At 67.4% G+C, this 16,207-nt stretch carries 15 protein-coding genes; 6 read left to right on the forward strand and 9 right to left on the reverse strand.

Annotated elements, in window-relative coordinates; translation table 11 throughout:
- Positions 1-16: 16 nt before the first annotated feature.
- Entirely contained in the window at positions 17-2,140 is a 2,124-nt protein-coding gene (locus N5C18_RS15875; protein ID WP_279945086.1) for a methyl-accepting chemotaxis protein, read from the reverse strand.
- A gap of 235 nt (positions 2,141-2,375) precedes the next feature.
- Between N5C18_RS15875 and N5C18_RS15880 the strand changes: the two genes are divergently transcribed.
- Positions 2,376-3,335: a L,D-transpeptidase family protein gene (locus tag N5C18_RS15880; RefSeq protein ID WP_279945088.1), complete on the forward strand. Its 960-nt coding sequence runs from the start codon at positions 2,376-2,378 to the stop codon at positions 3,333-3,335.
- 4 nt (positions 3,336-3,339) lie between these two features.
- Positions 3,340-3,984, forward strand: a complete 645-nt coding sequence (locus N5C18_RS15885) for a M23 family metallopeptidase (protein ID WP_279945090.1) — start codon at positions 3,340-3,342, stop codon at positions 3,982-3,984.
- Positions 3,985-4,087: 103 nt separating this feature from the next.
- On the opposite strand, the gene N5C18_RS15890 is transcribed toward N5C18_RS15885, so the two are convergent.
- From N5C18_RS15890 to hflK, 6 genes are all read right to left on the reverse strand, one after another.
- Positions 4,088-4,732 carry a hypothetical protein gene (locus N5C18_RS15890; RefSeq protein WP_279945091.1) on the reverse strand — a complete coding sequence of 215 codons (645 nt, stop codon included), beginning with the start codon at positions 4,730-4,732 and terminating at the stop codon, positions 4,088-4,090.
- Between the two features lie 153 nt (positions 4,733-4,885).
- Positions 4,886-5,242, reverse strand: a complete 357-nt coding sequence (locus N5C18_RS15895; RefSeq protein ID WP_049457945.1) for a hypothetical protein — start codon at positions 5,240-5,242, stop codon at positions 4,886-4,888.
- Positions 5,243-5,922: 680 nt separating this feature from the next.
- Positions 5,923-7,215 carry an adenylosuccinate synthase gene (locus N5C18_RS15900; protein WP_006463282.1) on the reverse strand — a complete coding sequence of 431 codons (1,293 nt, stop codon included), beginning with the start codon at positions 7,213-7,215 and terminating at the stop codon, positions 5,923-5,925.
- A 308-nt stretch (positions 7,216-7,523) separates the two neighbouring features.
- Positions 7,524-7,724 carry a DUF2065 family protein gene (locus N5C18_RS15905; protein WP_279945092.1) on the reverse strand — a complete coding sequence of 67 codons (201 nt, stop codon included), beginning with the start codon at positions 7,722-7,724 and terminating at the stop codon, positions 7,524-7,526.
- Between the two features lie 67 nt (positions 7,725-7,791).
- Positions 7,792-8,655 (reverse strand): protease modulator HflC, encoded by an 864-nt coding sequence (locus N5C18_RS15910; RefSeq protein ID WP_006463283.1) that lies wholly within the window; start codon positions 8,653-8,655, stop codon positions 7,792-7,794.
- On the reverse strand, positions 8,652-9,785 hold the full coding sequence (gene hflK, locus N5C18_RS15915; protein ID WP_053510401.1) for an FtsH protease activity modulator HflK: 1,134 nt from the start codon (positions 9,783-9,785) through the stop codon (positions 8,652-8,654). Before hflK ends, N5C18_RS15910 begins: the two co-directional genes overlap by 4 nt.
- 153 nt (positions 9,786-9,938) lie before the next feature.
- Between hflK and N5C18_RS15920 the strand changes: the two genes are divergently transcribed.
- Together N5C18_RS15920 and pilH are read left to right on the forward strand one after the other, a co-directional pair.
- Positions 9,939-10,934 carry a YhdH/YhfP family quinone oxidoreductase gene (locus N5C18_RS15920; RefSeq protein WP_164241813.1) on the forward strand — a complete coding sequence of 332 codons (996 nt, stop codon included), beginning with the start codon at positions 9,939-9,941 and terminating at the stop codon, positions 10,932-10,934.
- Between the two features lie 88 nt (positions 10,935-11,022).
- Positions 11,023-11,394, forward strand: coding sequence for a twitching motility response regulator PilH (gene pilH, locus N5C18_RS15925; RefSeq protein ID WP_005410644.1), 372 nt, complete (start codon positions 11,023-11,025; stop codon positions 11,392-11,394).
- Between the two features lie 74 nt (positions 11,395-11,468).
- On the opposite strand, the gene N5C18_RS15930 is transcribed toward pilH, so the two are convergent.
- Positions 11,469-12,356 carry a DnaJ C-terminal domain-containing protein gene (locus N5C18_RS15930; protein WP_049457947.1) on the reverse strand — a complete coding sequence of 296 codons (888 nt, stop codon included), beginning with the start codon at positions 12,354-12,356 and terminating at the stop codon, positions 11,469-11,471.
- A gap of 261 nt (positions 12,357-12,617) precedes the next feature.
- On the opposite strand from N5C18_RS15930, the gene N5C18_RS15935 reads away from it, so the two are divergent.
- Positions 12,618-13,100, forward strand: a complete 483-nt coding sequence (locus tag N5C18_RS15935; RefSeq protein ID WP_279945093.1) for a peroxiredoxin — start codon at positions 12,618-12,620, stop codon at positions 13,098-13,100.
- 29 nt (positions 13,101-13,129) lie between these two features.
- On the forward strand, positions 13,130-13,705 hold the full coding sequence (locus N5C18_RS15940; protein ID WP_006463374.1) for a ferritin-like domain-containing protein: 576 nt from the start codon (positions 13,130-13,132) through the stop codon (positions 13,703-13,705).
- 114 nt (positions 13,706-13,819) lie between these two features.
- Here N5C18_RS15940 and pbpC read toward each other — a convergent pair whose 3' ends face one another.
- Positions 13,820-16,201 (reverse strand): penicillin-binding protein 1C, encoded by a 2,382-nt coding sequence (pbpC, locus tag N5C18_RS15945; protein ID WP_279945095.1) that lies wholly within the window; start codon positions 16,199-16,201, stop codon positions 13,820-13,822.
- Positions 16,202-16,207 lie beyond the last annotated feature (6 nt).

Below are 16,207 nucleotides of genomic sequence, written 5' to 3' on the forward strand. Positions count from 1 at the left end.
AACGTAAGTGACGTGCTCAGGCCGCGCGACGTGGCACGGCGGAAGCTGCTGCGCCTTCCACCTTGAACACCGACACCGACGTAGTCAGCGCATGCGCCTGTTCTTCCAGCGCGCGGCTGGCGGCGGTGGCTTCTTCCACCAGCGCAGCGTTCTGCTGGGTGACCTGATCCATCTGCACCACCACCTGGTTGACCTGCTCGATGCCGGCCGCCTGTTCCTTGCTGGCCGCGGCAATGTCGCTCATCAGCTGGGTCGTGCGCGAACTGGCCTGGGCCACGCGCGCGATCGCAGCTTCCGATTCCACGGTCACTGCCAGGCCACTCTTCACCTTGGCGGCAGCATCTTCGATCAGTTCCTTGATCTCCTTGGCGGCGACACCGGCGCGCTGCGCGAGCGTGCGCACTTCGCTGGCGACCACGGCGAAGCCACGGCCCTGCTCGCCTGCGCGGGCGGCTTCGACTGCAGCGTTCAACGCGAGGATGTTGGTCTGGAAGGCAATGCCATCGATCACCGTGGAGATTTCCGAGATGCGGGCCGACGACTGGTCGATCTCGCCCATCACCGACGCCATCTGTGCCATCGCCTGTTCGGTCTCGCGCACCGCGGCACCGGCGGCGTGTGCTTCGCTGTCGGCCTGGCGGGCCAGCTCGGCATTCTGGCGCACGGTGGACGTCAGTTCCTCCATCGATGCAGCGGCCTCTTCCAGGTTGGCCGCCTGCTGCTCGGTGCGGCGCGACAGGTCGTTGTTGCCGGCGGCCAGTTCCTGTGCCGCGTTGTTGATGCTGTCGGCCGCCACCTGGATGCCACGCACAATGCCGGTCAGCTGCGCGGTGGTGGTGTTGGCGTCGTCGCGCATGCGCGCGAACACGCCGTCGTACTCGCCGTCCATGCGTGCGGTCAGGTCGCCATGCGAGATCGCGCGCAGCACGTCGGAGACATCGGCGATGCTGGCCTGCGAGCTGGCCATCATGCCGTTGAGATGCTCGACCATCGCCTTGAACTGGTACTGGAACGCGGCGGCATCGCCGCGCATGCTGAAGTCACCGGCGCGCGCGGCGCGGGCCAGTTCATCGATCTGCGCGTTGATCGCCATCAGGCTCTGCTTCACGGCGGACAGGGTGCGGGTCAGCGCGCCCTTCTCGCCCGGGTAGTCCGGCAGGTCACGGCTGAGGTCACCGATGGCGTAGCGCTGCATCACCTCGGCCATCAGCAGTTCCACCTGCACGTGCGATTCGACCAGGCTGTTGGTGGCCTGCACCATGCGGCCGAAATCACCCGGGAACGCGCTGGCATCCATGCGATAGCGGATCGCGCCCGCCTCATGCTGCTCGGCCATCTGCAGCTGTGCGCCGATCGCGGCCTGCACGCTCTGCCGCACACTGGCCATCGCCTGGCCCAGCTGGGTCAATTCGTCACGACCGCCAAGCCGGAACTCCTGGTCCAGCTCGCCCTTGGCTAGGCGCTCGGCCAGGTTCACTGCGCGCGCCAGCGGACCGGTCAGGCTGCGGCCGATCATCACCGAGGCAGCAATGCCAACCAGCAATGCAACGCCGCCCAGCACCAGCAGCTGCAGCAGGCTGCGCTCGCCCAGGCGGATCGCCTCGGCGGCTGCATCACGGCTTTCCTTCTCTTCGAAGTCCACGCCGTCGGACAGCGCCTTGTTCCAGCCGTTGGCCGCTTCCTGCACCGGGCCCAGGGTCAGCGCCACCGCGCCGGGATAGTCACCCTGCTCCATCAACTCGCTGGTCTGCTTGTTGAGCGGGCGAGCGATGGCGCGCTTGGCTGCGATGGTTTCAGCGATGGCCTTGCCGTCGGCATCGCTGGGTAGCGCCTGGTAAGCGGACCAGCTGGCCTCGTAGCGCTTGACCAGATCGGCAATGCGCTGCTCGTCGTGGCCACGGTCATCGCCCTGGCGGATCAGCATCTCGCGGCGCACCACCATCATCTGGTTGTTGGCATCGAGCATCTGCGACAGCAACCGCACCTTGGCCACGCTGACATCGACCACCTGCTGCATCGCGCGCTTCTGCACGACGCTGGCGGTGGCGCCCGTGGCCACCACGGCGGCAACCAGCAGCAACAACAGGCCAAAGCCCAGCCCAAGACGCCAGGCAACCCTGACATTCCTCAAGTAGTTCATCGGTACATCCAAAACGGGGGGATGCGCCCGTATCGGCCGGGCCACCGGCATTCTTGATCGCCAACACGCACGGGCGTCGGCAGCCGTTCACCTTGGTGATGCCACGCACGGCGCTTCTGCGACAAGGGCCCGGGCCACGCCAGCGCTGCCCTGCTCATGCCGGCATCAGGCCGCTTTCACGGGGGCTGCGCAGCCTCTCCGGGCAGGGTAGAGCTGCCATCTGCCGGAGTCCTCCATGCCCGTACCCCGCCCCGCCCTGCTCGCCCTGTCCTTGCTGATCTCGCCCGCCTTCGCGCAGGTACCGCCGCCGGCCCAGTTGCCGGAGCCCATTGCCGAGAAGGCAGGACCGGACATCGCGGCCCGCTCGCCGCTGCACGCGCAGGTACTGCTGGACCGGGCCAATTTCTCGCCCGGCCAGATTGACGGCGAGGTCGGCAGCAACCAGCGCCGCGCGGTGTCCGGCTTCCAGGCCGCGCATGGCCTGACGGTGACCGGTGAACTGGACGACGCCACCTGGAAAGCGCTGCAGGCCGATACGGTTGGGCCGCTGGCCAGTTACACCCTGACCGCCGAGGATGTGGCCGGCCCGTTCCAGGCGATTCCCAAAGGGCCCGCCGCACAGGCCAAATTGAAATCGCTGGGCTACGGCAGCGTGGCCGAAGCCCTCGGCGAGCGCTTCCACGCCTCGCCGGAACTGCTGAAGGTGCTCAACCCCGGCGTCGATCTGGCCAAGGCGGGCACCCGCATCCAGGTTCCCAATATCGCACCGGCCGCATTGCCGAAGGCCACGAAGATCGTGGTCGACAAATCCGACTCCACCCTGCAGCTGCTGGATGCGCAGGGCAAGGTGATTGCGCAGGTGCCGGTGTCATCCGGCAGCCAGCACGACCCGTTGCCGATCGGTGAATGGAAGATCCTCGGTGTCTACCGCGACCCTCCGTTCCACTACAACCCCAAGCTGTTCTGGGATGCCCGCAAGGGCGAGAAGAAGGCCACGCTGCCGCCGGGCCCGAACAATCCGGTGGGGCGGGTCTGGATCGATCTGTCCAAGCCGCATTACGGCCTGCACGGCACACCTGAGCCCGGCCACGTCGGCAAGACCGAATCGCATGGCTGCGTGCGCATGACCAACTGGGATGCGCTGCGCGTAGCCGATGCAGTGGATACCTCGGTACCCGTGGTGATGCAGGAGTGAGCCGATGCGTCTTTCGCAGCTGATTGTGCTGGGCGTGCTGCTGGGCCTGGGTGCAGGTTGGTGGTTGCGCCGGGATGTGGCTCAACCGGTGGCCGTTGCCCAGCCTGCCCCGCAACCCACAGTCGCTGCAACGCCGGTGAAGGCGCCTGCAGCTGCGCAGGTGGATGCAGCGCCTTCCGCATCGGTGGCACCGTCGGCCAACGCGAGCGGCACGCCAACCGGCCTGTTGCTGCCCGTACAGGGCATCGAAGCCTCGCAGCTGCGCGACACCTTCACCGATGCACGCAGCGAAGGGCGCGTACACGATGCCATCGACATCATGGCCGACACCGGGACGCCGGTGCTGGCCGTGGCTGATGGCACCGTAGAAAAGCTGTTCGACAGCAAGCGCGGCGGCCTGACGATCTACCAGTTCGAACCCAGCGGACGCTGGTGCTACTACTACGCGCACCTGCAACGCTATGCCGATGGGCTGGCGGAAAAGAAGGTGATCAAGCGCGGCGAGGTGATCGGCTACGTCGGCAGCACCGGCAATGCCAGCGCCGAGGCCCCGCACCTGCACTTCGAGGTACATGTGCTGGGGCCGGAGAAGCAGTGGTGGAAAGGCGAATCGGTCAACCCATACCCGCTGCTGCGGGCGGGAGGCTAGCGCGTCTGCCGCTTGGCAGAGCCAGTCGCAGTGATGCCCGATTTAGGCACGATCCTACCCAAATTGGGTATTTGGCAATTGCACTGCCGGGCATGGCCCGGCGCTACCGGGGTGGAGGACGGCGTCGCCAGCGCCGCAGCGCGATGCTGGCAGCCGCCAGTCCGCCACCGGCAATCAGTAAAAGGAGCGCCACCGGCTGCCAGAAGAAGAACGGCCACAGCCAGAGGTAGTCCAGGTCGGTCAGCTTCAGCACGTCCATCGGCGGCAGCAGGTCCACCGAGGCCGCACGGCCGGCCAGCGCCGGGTCGACCGCCAGCACGGTCAGCCGCAGCCAGGAACGGCCACGCGGCAATGCATCACCGCGGCCGTAGCCGAAATACGAGGCGGCGAAGCGGTCTGGCTCGACCGATTCCAGTGCACGAATGACGTCGGCCGTTGCCGAAGCCGAGCGCGTATCCGCGCGGAACTCATTGCGATCGGTCGGCGTTTCAGCGCGCAGGCGCACCTCCGGATCGATCGACGGCTCGAGGCCATCGTCCGCATAGCGCAGTCGCAGGCGCAAGGGATCGTCGATGAAGCGATAGACCGTGATCTCGGCCGTCGCGCCGGGCTGCAGCACCAGTGGCAGGGTCTGCGTGCGCGAGGCCAGATAGTTGGCGGCTGCGCCCAGCAGCAGCACGATGCAGGCCAGCGCCCACAGGCTCCACAGCAGCCACAGGGCCACCCGTGCCACCGTCTCGCCTTTCATGCCGAACCTCCGGTCACGCGCTGCATCCCTGCTGGCATTGGCCACAACGTAGCGCAGAACTGCACGTGCCTACAGTGCCGGCGTAAAGCAGCGCGTGAACCCACCCGGTACCTCGCCAGATAGCGAGGCCGGGCATCGCACATGCGGAAGGAGTCAGGCCGGCCTGACTTCCCTGCAGACCAGCTCGGCAAGTTCGCGGCAGGCGAAGAACAGCCCTTCCACCACACCTTCGTCCAGGTGCCTGCGCGGCGTCGCCATGCTGGCGCAACGGTTGGCCGCATGCAGCATCTCCACCGCGGTGAGGATGCCCACGGCGGCACGGTCGATCCGCGCCAGGGACTGACGTCGTCCGTCGGACAGGGCCTCCTCCGGCCACAACATGCCATCGGAGCCTTCGCCATCACGGATGCGGGTGAGGCAGCCCTGGAACGTGCTGAGATCGTCGGCGGGATTGGCGTCGTCGTTGATGGGCTCAACAACATGGAACGGCGGGGTCTTGCGACTGGTCATGGCGTCGGCTTCCGTGGCTGTACTTGACAGCGCCACCGCGCGGAAGCGGGTGGCGGACGGTGCGGGTTGCAAACCGGGATAGATAGTTACCAATGACCGGCGGGTCCGAAGACCCCCACGCACCGCCCGCCATAAAGGCCGACGGATTGCCAGCCGGCACCGCTTCAGGACGGTGCCGGCTGGCAAGCGTAAGTAACACCTATCTCGGGTTTGCACGCCCGGCCACCCTTTTCCGGTGGCGCGCCATGGTGTCTACGCCTGCATGCTCGATTCAATGAGAAAAATCCGAAAGGTTCGAATGAATCGAGAGCGCAGGGCGAAGTGTTGCATGCCCGGGGAATGGTGGATGCGACAGGAATAGGCGCGACTGTGCTGGTGCACGGACGAGAGCGACGTGCGGTGACGCGAACAACCCTCACTTCAGAATGGCGCGTGACGTTTATCGCTTACCAGAAGTTGTATGCGGGGAGCATGAGGGATATGTGGCTTGGGAGAATCTGACGTGGTCGGCCGATTTGGCGTGCTGGACGCGACATGTTGGTGGCTTCGGTTTTGCCAGCCATGGGCTGGCACTACTGGAGCCTCACCCCGGGGCCGCCGAAGATTGCTCCGGCCAAAAAAGAAGCGCCGCGACCCCACAGGGAGTCGCGGCGCTCTTTTTTCAGTTGAACAGCGTTACCTCAGGCGAACGGATCCTGCAGGACCATGGTGTGGTCGCGGTCCGGGCCGGTGGAAACGATGCTGATCGGGCAACCGGCCAGCTCTTCCAGCGAACGCAGGTAGGCACGTGCGGCCGGCGGCAGCTCGTCCCAGTTGGTGATGCCGTGGGTGTTCTCGCTCCAGCCCGGGAACTCCAGGTACACCGGGGTGCAGTCTTCCCAGCCCTGCGCGTCCAGCGGCGCGTACTCGGTGCGCTTGCCGTTGTATTCGTAGGCGATGCAGACCTTCAGCTTTTCCATGCCGTCCAGCACGTCCAGCTTGGTGATGCACAGGCCGCTGATGCCGTTGATGGCCACGGCGCGCTTCAGCGCAACGATGTCCATCCAGCCGCAACGACGCGGGCGACCGGTCGAGGCACCGTACTCGGCGCCGCGGTCACGGATGCCCTGGCCGACTTCGTCGTCCAGTTCGGTCGGGAACGGGCCGCCGCCGACGCGGGTGGCGTAGGCCTTGGCGATGCCCAGCACGTAGTCGATCGAATCGGCGCCGACGCCGGAACCGGCCAGTGCGCCACCGACGGTGGTGTTGGAGCTGGTGACGTACGGGTAGGTGCCGTGGTCGATGTCCAGCAGTGCGCCCTGCGCACCTTCGAACAGCACGCGCTTACCCTGCTTGCGCAGGTCGTGCAGGATGCCGGCCACGTCGGACTTCATCGGCTGCACGTATTCGCCGAAGGCGAGCGCTTCGTCGAAGGTCTTCTGGAAGTCGACCGCATCGGTGTTCAGATACTTGGTCAGCACGAAGTTGTGGTAATCCAGCGCGGTGCGCAGCAGTTCTTCCAGCTGCTTCGGGTAATGCAGGTCGGCGATGCGGATGCCGCGACGCGCCACCTTGTCTTCGTAGGCCGGGCCGATGCCGCGACCGGTGGTGCCGATCGCCTTGCCGCCGGCAGCGCGTTCGCGCGCCTGGTCCAGGGCGATGTGGTACGGCATGATCAGCGGCGCGGCCGGGGAGATCTTCAGGCGCGAACGCACTTCCACGCCGGAGGCTTCCAGCTCGGCGATTTCCTTCTGCAGCGCGGCCGGCGAGATCACCACGCCGTTGCCGATCAGGCACAGCGCATCGTCACGCAGGATGCCCGACGGAATCAGGTGCAGGACGGTCTTCTTGCCATTGATGACCAGGGTGTGGCCGGCATTGTGGCCGCCCTGGAAGCGCACCACGGCGCCGATTTCCTCGGTGAGCAGATCGACGATCTTGCCCTTGCCTTCATCGCCCCACTGGGCACCCAACACTACGACAGACTGACCCATGACGGGCTCCTCGATTTGTTGCGGCCATCGGGGCCGCGGACGGGTAAACCGTGGCGGGGCTGGCCAGCACCTGGATGGCGGCTCCAAACGGGGAGCGCCGGCGATGGAAGGCCCAGACACGGAAAAAGCCGAACGGGGAGGCCCGTCCGGCTTTTGTGCATTATCCGGGTTTCCGGGGTCGGGTGCCACCTTTCCGACGGGCGGCTTCACCGGCCGGTCAGCCGCCCCGCCCGGTCGTGCCGGCCCTGGCCGGCAATGCCAACCAAGGTTGGCATCTACCAGAGCCGAGCCACGCATGTACCGGCCGGTCAGGCGCCTTCCCGGTAGTGCCGGGCCCACCACAGCAGGCTCAGCCCGGCCAGCAGCACCAGCCCGCCGAAGCTGCGCAGGGCCGGGCTGGGCAGGTCCAGCAGGCGCTCGGCCATGCGCTTCCAGGCGAACGGGGCGACGAACAGGAACAGGCCTTCCAGCACCGCCACCAGGCAGACGGCGGCGAACAGATCTTTCATGGGGGACTCCGGAAAAAGCACGGGGCCCGGCATCTGGCCGGGCCCCGTGGGGTAATGCCCTGCGACCTCAGCGGTCGTTCTTCAGGTACTGCAGGAACGGGTCGTTCTTGTCGAGCACGATCACGCCGTTGCCGTCGGTCATGGAGCCACGGTAGGCCTCCAGGCTGCGGTAGAACGCGTAGAACGACGGGTCGGCCGAGCCGGCCTTGCCGTAGATGCGGGCGGCATCGGCATCGCCTTCACCGCGCAGGCGCTGTGCATCGCGCTCGGCCTCGGCGATCAGCACGGTGCTGTCACGGTCAGCCTGGGCGCGGATGGTCAGCGACTGTTCCTCGCCTTCCGCACGCAGCTTGGCCGCTTCCTGCTTGCGCTGCGCGCGCATGCGCTCGTACACGTCGTTGATCACCTGGCTGTCGGTCGGCAGGTCCACCTGCTTGATGCGCAGGTCGATCATCTGCATGCCCAGCCCGGCCACGGCCTCGTTGATCCCCTTCAGCTGCTCGGCGATCAGCTCGCTGCGGTCGCCGGAGACCAGCTGCTGCAGGGTGCGCGAGTTGATCTGGTTGCGCAGCGAGTCGGTGATGATCGGGGCCAGGCGGGCATTGGCGATGCGCGGATCCCCACCGGTGGCACGGAAGTAGTCACCCACGTTGGAGATGTAGCCGATGGCGAAGAAGTCGACGCTGACGTCCTTCTGCTCGGCGGTGAAGTAACGCGCCGGGGCGGTGTCGAGCACCTGGAAGCGGCGGTCGAAGACCTTCACCGTTTCCACCACAGGCACCTTGAAGTGCAGGCCCGGCTTGATGTCCGAACGCACCACCTTGCCCAGGTTCAGGACCATGGCGGTCTGGTCCTCGCGGACCACGTACACCGAGCCGAGCAGGCCCAGCGCTACCGCTACGATCACGGCGATCCAGATTGGACTCTTCATCGGCTGCCCTCCTCACGGCCGCTCGGTCGCCCGGTCGGGCGGCCCACCGGCCGGCCCGGATCACGGGAAGCTTCCGCCGCTGCCCCCGGCAGCGACGGCATCACCACGTCCGGGTTCGCCACTGCGGCCGGGGCCGAGGTGCTGGGACGGGTATCGCCGGTCATCGGCACGTAGATCAGCTGGCGGCCATCGCCACCGATCACCTTGCGGTTCTCGCTCAGCACCTGCTGCACGGTCTCCAGCCACAGGCGCTTGCGGGTCACTTCCGGGGCGTCCTTGTACTGGGCCTGCAACAGGCTGAAGCGCTGCGCGTCACCCTCGGCCTTGGACACCACGGCCTGCTTGTAGCCCTCGGCGGTGGTACGGGCGCGCGAGGCCTGGCCTCGGGCTTCCGGCACGACCTTGGCGGCGTAGGCCTGGGCTTCGTTGATCAGGCGTTCCTTGACCTGCTGGGCGCCGTTGACCTCGTCGAAGGCCGGCTTCACTTCCTCCGGCGGACGGGCGTCCTGCAGGGTCAGGCCGGTCACGGTCAGGCCGGTCTTGAACGCCTTCAGCAGCGCCTGCAGGCGCTCTTCGGCGGCCACGGCCAGCGGGCCACGGTTGTTCAGCACGGCATTGAGGTCGGCGCGGCCGACTTCCTCGCGCACCGCGCTCTGCGCCGACTGCTCAAGCACCTGGTTGGCATCGACCGTGCCGAACAGGTACTGCTGCGGGTCGTCGATGCGGTACTGGACGTTCAGCGAGACGTTGACGATGTTCTCGTCACGGGTCAGCACCGGCACCTGGATCGAGAACGTCTTGATCTCGGTGGCATTGACCTTGGTGACCGATTCGATCGGCCACGGCAGCTTGAAGTTCGGGCCGGGCTGCAGGATGCGCGAGAACTGGCCGAAGCGCAGCACCACGCCACGCTGCTGTTCGCCGATCAGCTGGAAGCTGGAGAACAGCACCAGCAGCACCACGGCCGCGACGATCCAACGCACGATGCCGCCGTCGAACAGGTCCTTCAGCGGCCCGGGCAGTCCGCCCCAGCCACCACCATTGCCACCGCCGCGCGACCCGAACGGCCCGCGTCGATTGTCCTCGGGGCCTTGTCCGCCCTTGTTGCCGCCGGGTGTATTCCAGGCCATGCACGCTCCATCAAGATGTGGGCTGCGGCGCGGGCCCTTCCCGCGGCGCCAGCCGTGAAACCATTACCGATCATACAAGATGGGGCGGATCGGCAGGATCGAAAGGGGGGCAACGGGGTAAGGTGGCGTTTTCCTCGAAGTCAGGCAGCGCCGATGGCCCCCACCACCCCGTTCACCGCCTTCCGCATCGAAAACGACGACGCCGGCTACCGCAGTGGCCTGGCCCGGCTCAGTGTCGACGACCTCAACCCCGGCCAGGTGCTGATCCGCGCCCACTGGTCCTCGGTCAATTACAAGGATGCGCTGGCAGGCACCGGCAAAGGGAAGATCCTGCGCCGCTTCCCGCTGGTGGGCGGCATCGACGTGGCCGGCACCGTGGTCGCCAGCACCGACCCGGACTGGCGTGAAGGCGACGCGGTACTGGCCACCGGTTGCGGGCTCAGCGAGACCCGTGACGGCGGCTACAGCCAGTACGTGCGGCTGGAGTCGCGCGCGGTGATTGCCCAGCCGGCCGGGCTGAGCCCGCGCGAGGCGATGGTGCTGGGCACCGCCGGCTTCACTGCCGCGCTGGCGCTGCTGCGCATGCAGGACAACCGGCAGACCCCGGACCTCGGCCCGCTGGCGGTCACCGGCGCCAGCGGTGGCGTCGGTGCGCTGGCGCTTTCGATCTTCAGCCGTGCCGGCTACAGCGTGCACGCGATCAGCGGCAAGCCGGACCAGGCCGACTTCCTGCGCGCCATCGGTGCCAGCGAGGTGCTGCCGCGCGCGGCGCTGGCCGACACCGGCCCGCTGCAGTCGGCGCGCTTCGGCGGTGGCCTCGACAATGCCGGCGGCCCGATGCTGGCCAGCCTTCTGGCGCAGACCGTGCCCTATGGCAGCGTGGTCAGCGCCGGCCTGGCTGCCAGCCCGACGCTGGACATGACGGTGATGCCGTTCATCCTGCGCGGTGTGTCGCTTCTGGGCGTGTCTTCGGCAAACGCACCACGCGCGCTGCGCGAGGAAGTGTGGGCACGCCTGGGCAACGAGTGGAAACCGCAGCACCTGGACCGCATCTGCACCGCCGAGGTCGGCCTTGATGGCCTGCCGGCGGTGTTCGAGCGGATGCTGGCCGGTGGTTCGCTGGGGCGCACCGTGGTGCGGATCGACTGAACGTCGCAGGCAGGCGACGGACGGCACGCGCGCCCCTCCCGCCGGTAATGTGCCCGCACTACACTGCGGGCATTACATGGGGAACAACATGGCACGCATTCTGATTGTCGACGACTCACCGTCGCAGCTGTTGGGGATACAGCGCATCGTCGAGAAGCTCGGGCACCAGATCCTGACCGCCACCGATGGCGCCGCAGGGGTCGAAACCGCAAAGGCCGAGCTGCCCGACCTGGTCCTGATGGACGTGGTGATGCCCAACCTCAACGGCTTCCAGGCCACCCGCACCCTCGCCCGCGACGAGGCCACCCGGCACATCCCGGTGATCCTGGTGACCACCAAGGACCAGGACACCGACCGCATGTGGGGCATGCGCCAGGGCGCCAAGGCCTACATCACCAAGCCGTTCTCGGAAGACGAACTGTCCGAGGTGCTGGAGCGGGTGTTCGCCGGGCAGGGCTGAAACATTCCGGTGGGTGCCAACCTTGGTTGGCACGCCTTTGCTTGGTGGGTGCCGGCCAGCGGCCGGCACTACCTTCAAATGGTTTCGCCGAACGCCTTGGCCAGGTTCCGGTAGGCCTTTTTCTGCGCCTCGTCGGTCGCCGCCGGGGCCACGATCTCGATCTCGACGATCTGGTCGCCGTCCGGATTGCCCGGCAGGCCGCGCCCGCGCAGGCGCAGCTTGCGGCCGGCATCGGAATCGGCCGGGATCTTCAGCTCCACCGCACCGCCCAGGGTCGGTACGCTGATGCTGGTGCCCAGCGCGGCCTGCCATGGCGTGACCGGCAGCGTGTAGAGGATGTTGCGGCCATCGACCTCGAACTGCGGGTGCGCGGCGTACTCCACTTCCAGCAGCAGGTTGCCACCGTGGTTGCCCTGCCCTGCCAGGCGGATCACCTGACCCGGGCGGATGCCCTTGGGCACGCGCACGTCCAGCTGCTTGCCGTTGACGGTGATGCGCAGGCTGTCGCCGTTGTAGGCCGCCTCCAGCGGAACCGACAGCTTGGCGCGGGTATCACGGTTGGGCGCATGGCCCTGGCTGCTGAAACCCGGCCCCGGGCCGGCACCGCCACGCTGGCGTGCGAACAGGCTCTCGAAGAAGTCGCTGAAGCCGCCATTGGGGCCGCCACCGCCGAACACTTCCTCGAAATTGAAGCCACCTGCGCCACCGTAGTTCGGCGGCACGTTGAATTCCTCGCCCGGGCGGTATCCCTGCGCGCGCAGCTGGTCGTAGGCCGCGCGCTTCTCGGGATCGCGCAGCGCCTCGTAGGCCTCGTTGACCGCCTTGAACTTGTCTTCGGCCCCGGCCTCCTTGCTGACATCCGGGTGGTACTTGCGTGCCAGCCGGCGATAGGCGGTCTTGATCTCCGCCTCGCCCGCGCTCGGTTCCACCCCCAGGGTGGCGTAGTAATCCTTGAATTCCATCCAGCTACCTCGATTCGCTTCGGCCGCGCCGGTGGCGCCGCCCCGGGTTCATTCTACGCGCCGGCGATGCTACGCCGCTGCTCGTGCGGCCCCGGTGAGGCCGACTGATCCTGCGCAATGCGCTTGCCATCCCCCTGCCCCAGGCTATGGCTGGAAGGCCGTCCGGCAAAGCCTGAAGATGGGGCCTGCACACCGGTTTTCCAATGTCTTGACGCCCCTGTCCCATGCGGGCCACTAGCCTGCCCCTGCAAGGAGTTCACCATGACCATCCACGTTGGCGACCGCATCCCGGAAGTGACCCTCAAGCGCATCCGTGAGGGCATCGAAACGCTCGATACGCATTCGCTGTTCGACGCACGCAAGGTGGTGCTGTTTGCCGTGCCCGGTGCATTCACCCCGACCTGCTCGGCCCGTCACCTGCCAGGCTACGTCGAAAAGTTCGAGGTGTTCCGCCAGCGCGGCATCGACGTCTACTGCATGGCGGTCAACGATCCGTTCGTGATGAAGGCCTGGGCGGCCGAGCAGAAGGTGCCCGATGGCCTGCTGATGCTGTCCGATGGCAATGCCGAACTGACCCGCGTGCTCGGCCTGGAACTCGATGCCAGCGCCTCGGGCATGGGCATCCGCTCGCGCCGCTTCGCCCTGTACGTGGTCGACGGCGTAGTGCGCGCAGCCTGGATCGAACAGCCCGGCCAGTTCGAAGTCTCTTCAGCCGAGTACGTGCTGGAGCACCTGCCCACCTGACTACCAACCGCAAGAGGAAACGGCCAGCCATGTCCAGCAAGCCAGCCAAAGCCCCCAAGCCCGCCGCGAAGATTCCCGGCATCAGCGACCGCAAGACCCTGCGTGACCGTGCCCGGCGCAACATCGAGGATGGTGCGATCACCGACAGCTACAGCGCCGACCGCAAGGTGGTGATCAAGCTGCTCAACGATGCCCTGGCCACCGAGTATGTGTGCGTGCTGCGCTACTACCGGCACTACTTCATGGCCAAGGGCATGCTGGCCGACGCGGTCAAGGCCGAGTTCCTCGAGCATGCACAGCAGGAACAGGCACACGCAGGCAAGCTGGCCGAGCGCATCGTCCAGCTCGGCGGCGAGCCAGACTTCAACCCCGATACCCTCACCGCACGATCGCATGCCGAGTACAAGGAAGGCAGCGACCTGCGCGACATGGTCCGCGAGAACCTGGTGGCCGAGCGCATCGCCATCGACAGCTACCGCGAGATGATCAACTTCATCGGCGACCGCGATACCACCACCAAGCGCATCCTCGAAGAGATCCTGGCGCAGGAAGAGGAACACGCCGACGAATTCGCCGACCTGCTGGATGGGTGGATCGGGGAATGATCTGGTAGTTGACCACCTTGGTGGGCGCCTTTGTCGCGTGCCAACCAAGGTTGGCACCTAGCAGAGCACGACGATGTCGTTGGCGCTGGACCGAGCGCCGACCAAGGTCGGCACCTACCGCAGGACGTTGAACCGCACCTGCGTCCATGCCCCATCGGCCGCCAGCGCGGTCAGGGTGTGTGCGCCCGGGTCGGCGAACTCACGCTGCATCAGCTGCGCACCACGGGTCTGTGCGATCCAGCGTCCATCCAGCAGCCAGTCCACCGCCTGCTCGCTGCCCAGTGCGCGCAGCTGCAGGCGCACGCCATGCTCTGCATTCGGCGCGCGCGCCAGCGTGGCGCCATCATTGAGCCCGTCGATGTGCAGTGCGACGCTGGCCTCGCGGCCATCATCACGGCAATCCGGCGACAACGGCGGCAGCTGCGAGGCCTCGCGCGTGGCCTTGGACAGCCAGGGCGACAGCAGCGCCGGCCAGCGCGCGATCTCACGCGCCACTTCTTCATGGGGCGCGCTGCAATCGGCGGATACACGCAGGCCGCTGCGGGCATCGGCCAGGTAGCGCTGTCGGCCCGGCTGCCAGCGTCGTGCTTCGCGCTCGGGGAAGGTTGGCGGTGCCGCGCCCTCAAGCAGGTAGGCCGGCATCCGCCGCTGGCAGAGTGCGGCCGGCAAGCCTTCGGCCCGCTCGCCGGTCGGCCAGCAGATGTCTTCCTGGCTGACGCTGGCCGGCATCGGTGCGGCGGCCGAGTCACCGCGCTGGCGCGGCAGGCTGTCCACCACTTCGAACATCAGTGGCAGTGCGGTGACCGCGCCGTACTGCCCGGGAAGCGGCGTGCCATCCGGACGCCCCACCCACACGCCCACGGTGTAGTGGCGGGTACTGCCGATCGCCCACGCATCGCGGTAGCCATAACTGGTGCCGGTCTTCCAGGCCACGCGCGGGCGGCCGCCGACGTCGAAGGTGCCGATGCTGTAGCCCGGGCGCGGATTCGACTCCAGCATCTCGCGCACGATCCAGCTGGCGCCCGGCGAGGCCAGGCGGCGTTCGATCATCGGCTCGTCATCGGTGTAGCGCACGCGGCCGGCGATGCCGTTGCGGTTGAGCGCAGCGAAGGCGCCGACCAGATCCTCCAGGCGCGCGCCGGTGCCGCCCAGGATCAACGACAGGTTGGGCGTGCTGCCAGGCGGGAAGCGCAGCTGGATGCCGGCGTGCGACAGGCGCGCGGCAAAGCGCGCCGCGCCGACCCGCTGCAGCAGGTCCACCGAAGGCACGTTGAGCGACAGCCGCAACGCGCTGGCGGCGCCGATTGGCCCGTTGAACGCCATGTCGAAATTGCCGGGGCGGTAGCTGCCGAAACTCTGCGGTGCATCGACCAGCAGGCTTTCCGAATGGATCAGGCCATCATCCAGCGCCATCGCGTACAGGAATGGTTTGAGCGTGGAGCCCGGCGAGCGCCAGGCCTGCACCATGTCCACGTGGCCCAGCCGCTGGCGATCGCCGAACGCCAGGGTGCCGACATAGGCGCGCGCCTGCAGGGTCTGGTTGTCGACCACCAACAGCGCTGCAGACGTGCGTTCCGGCAGCGTCGAGAAATAGCTGGCCACGCGTTCTTCCAGCGTGCGCTGCAGGCCGATGTCGATGCTGCTCTGGATGCGTGCCTGGCCCGGATGCGCCGAATGCAGGCGCTGGGCCAGCAGCGCGGCGTGCAGCGGCGGCCGCAGCGAGCGTGCCACCACGTTCTCGATGCGCGCGTCCTCCACCTCGTCCGGCGTCCATGCACCCAGTTCGGCCATGCGTGACAGCACCTTGTCGCGCGCCTTCTGCGCCGCTTCCGGGTGGCGGTCCGGGCGCAGCCGGCTCGGCGCCTGCGGCAGCACCGCCAGCAACGCAGCCTCGGCGTGCGACAACTGCGCCGCCGGCTTGCCCAGGTAGGCCCAGCTGGCCGCTTCCACGCCCTCGATAGTGCCGCCGTAAGGCGCGCGCTCCAGGTACAGGGCCAGGATCTGCCGCTTGCTCAGGTGCACTTCCAGCTGCACCGCGCGCAGCATCTGCTTGAGCTTGCCCCACGGCGTGCGCGTGTGCGGGTCGAGGATGCGTGCGACCTGCATGGTCAGGGTCGAACCGCCGGACACGATGCGGCCGCCGCGCAGCAGCTGGCCACTGGCACGCAGGATCGCCAGCGGGTTGATGCCCGGATGCCGCCAGAACCAGCGGTCTTCGTAGGTCAGCAGCGCCTGCAGGTACAACGGCGAGACGCTGTCGATCGACGCCGGATAGCGCCACACGCCCTCGGCATCGGCGAACGCACGCAGCGGCGTACCGTCGGCAGCCACCACCAGGGTACTGGTATCGCGCTGCTTCGGCAGCGGCGGCGGGAAGGCGAAATCCAGCACCAGCAGCAGCGCCAGCGTAGCGGCCGTGCCCCATCGCAGCCACGGCCACAGCGGCCGCAGCCAGCGGCGCAGGGCCGCCAGCCGGGTCGTCATCGTGCGTTTCATTGCAGG

This window comes from Stenotrophomonas sp. GD03930 (assembly GCF_029839665.1).
GTDB classification, from domain to species: Bacteria; Pseudomonadota; Gammaproteobacteria; order Xanthomonadales; family Xanthomonadaceae; genus Stenotrophomonas; species Stenotrophomonas forensis.

Coding starts and splice junctions, on each gene's coding strand:
- N5C18_RS15875 (WP_279945086.1), bottom strand. CDS start 2,140: ATGAACTACTTGAGGAATGTCAGGGTTGCCTGGCGTCTTGGGCTGGGC.
- N5C18_RS15880 (WP_279945088.1), top strand. CDS start 2,376: ATGCCCGTACCCCGCCCCGCCCTGCTCGCCCTGTCCTTGCTGATCTCG.
- N5C18_RS15885 (WP_279945090.1), top strand. CDS start 3,340: ATGCGTCTTTCGCAGCTGATTGTGCTGGGCGTGCTGCTGGGCCTGGGT.
- N5C18_RS15890 (WP_279945091.1), bottom strand. CDS start 4,732: ATGAAAGGCGAGACGGTGGCACGGGTGGCCCTGTGGCTGCTGTGGAGC.
- N5C18_RS15895 (WP_049457945.1), bottom strand. CDS start 5,242: ATGACCAGTCGCAAGACCCCGCCGTTCCATGTTGTTGAGCCCATCAAC.
- N5C18_RS15900 (WP_006463282.1), bottom strand. CDS start 7,215: ATGGGTCAGTCTGTCGTAGTGTTGGGTGCCCAGTGGGGCGATGAAGGC.
- N5C18_RS15905 (WP_279945092.1), bottom strand. CDS start 7,724: ATGAAAGATCTGTTCGCCGCCGTCTGCCTGGTGGCGGTGCTGGAAGGC.
- N5C18_RS15910 (WP_006463283.1), bottom strand. CDS start 8,655: ATGAAGAGTCCAATCTGGATCGCCGTGATCGTAGCGGTAGCGCTGGGC.
- hflK (WP_053510401.1), bottom strand. CDS start 9,785: ATGGCCTGGAATACACCCGGCGGCAACAAGGGCGGACAAGGCCCCGAG.
- N5C18_RS15920 (WP_164241813.1), top strand. CDS start 9,939: ATGGCCCCCACCACCCCGTTCACCGCCTTCCGCATCGAAAACGACGAC.
- pilH (WP_005410644.1), top strand. CDS start 11,023: ATGGCACGCATTCTGATTGTCGACGACTCACCGTCGCAGCTGTTGGGG.
- N5C18_RS15930 (WP_049457947.1), bottom strand. CDS start 12,356: ATGGAATTCAAGGATTACTACGCCACCCTGGGGGTGGAACCGAGCGCG.
- N5C18_RS15935 (WP_279945093.1), top strand. CDS start 12,618: ATGACCATCCACGTTGGCGACCGCATCCCGGAAGTGACCCTCAAGCGC.
- N5C18_RS15940 (WP_006463374.1), top strand. CDS start 13,130: ATGTCCAGCAAGCCAGCCAAAGCCCCCAAGCCCGCCGCGAAGATTCCC.
- pbpC (WP_279945095.1), bottom strand. CDS start 16,201: ATGAAACGCACGATGACGACCCGGCTGGCGGCCCTGCGCCGCTGGCTG.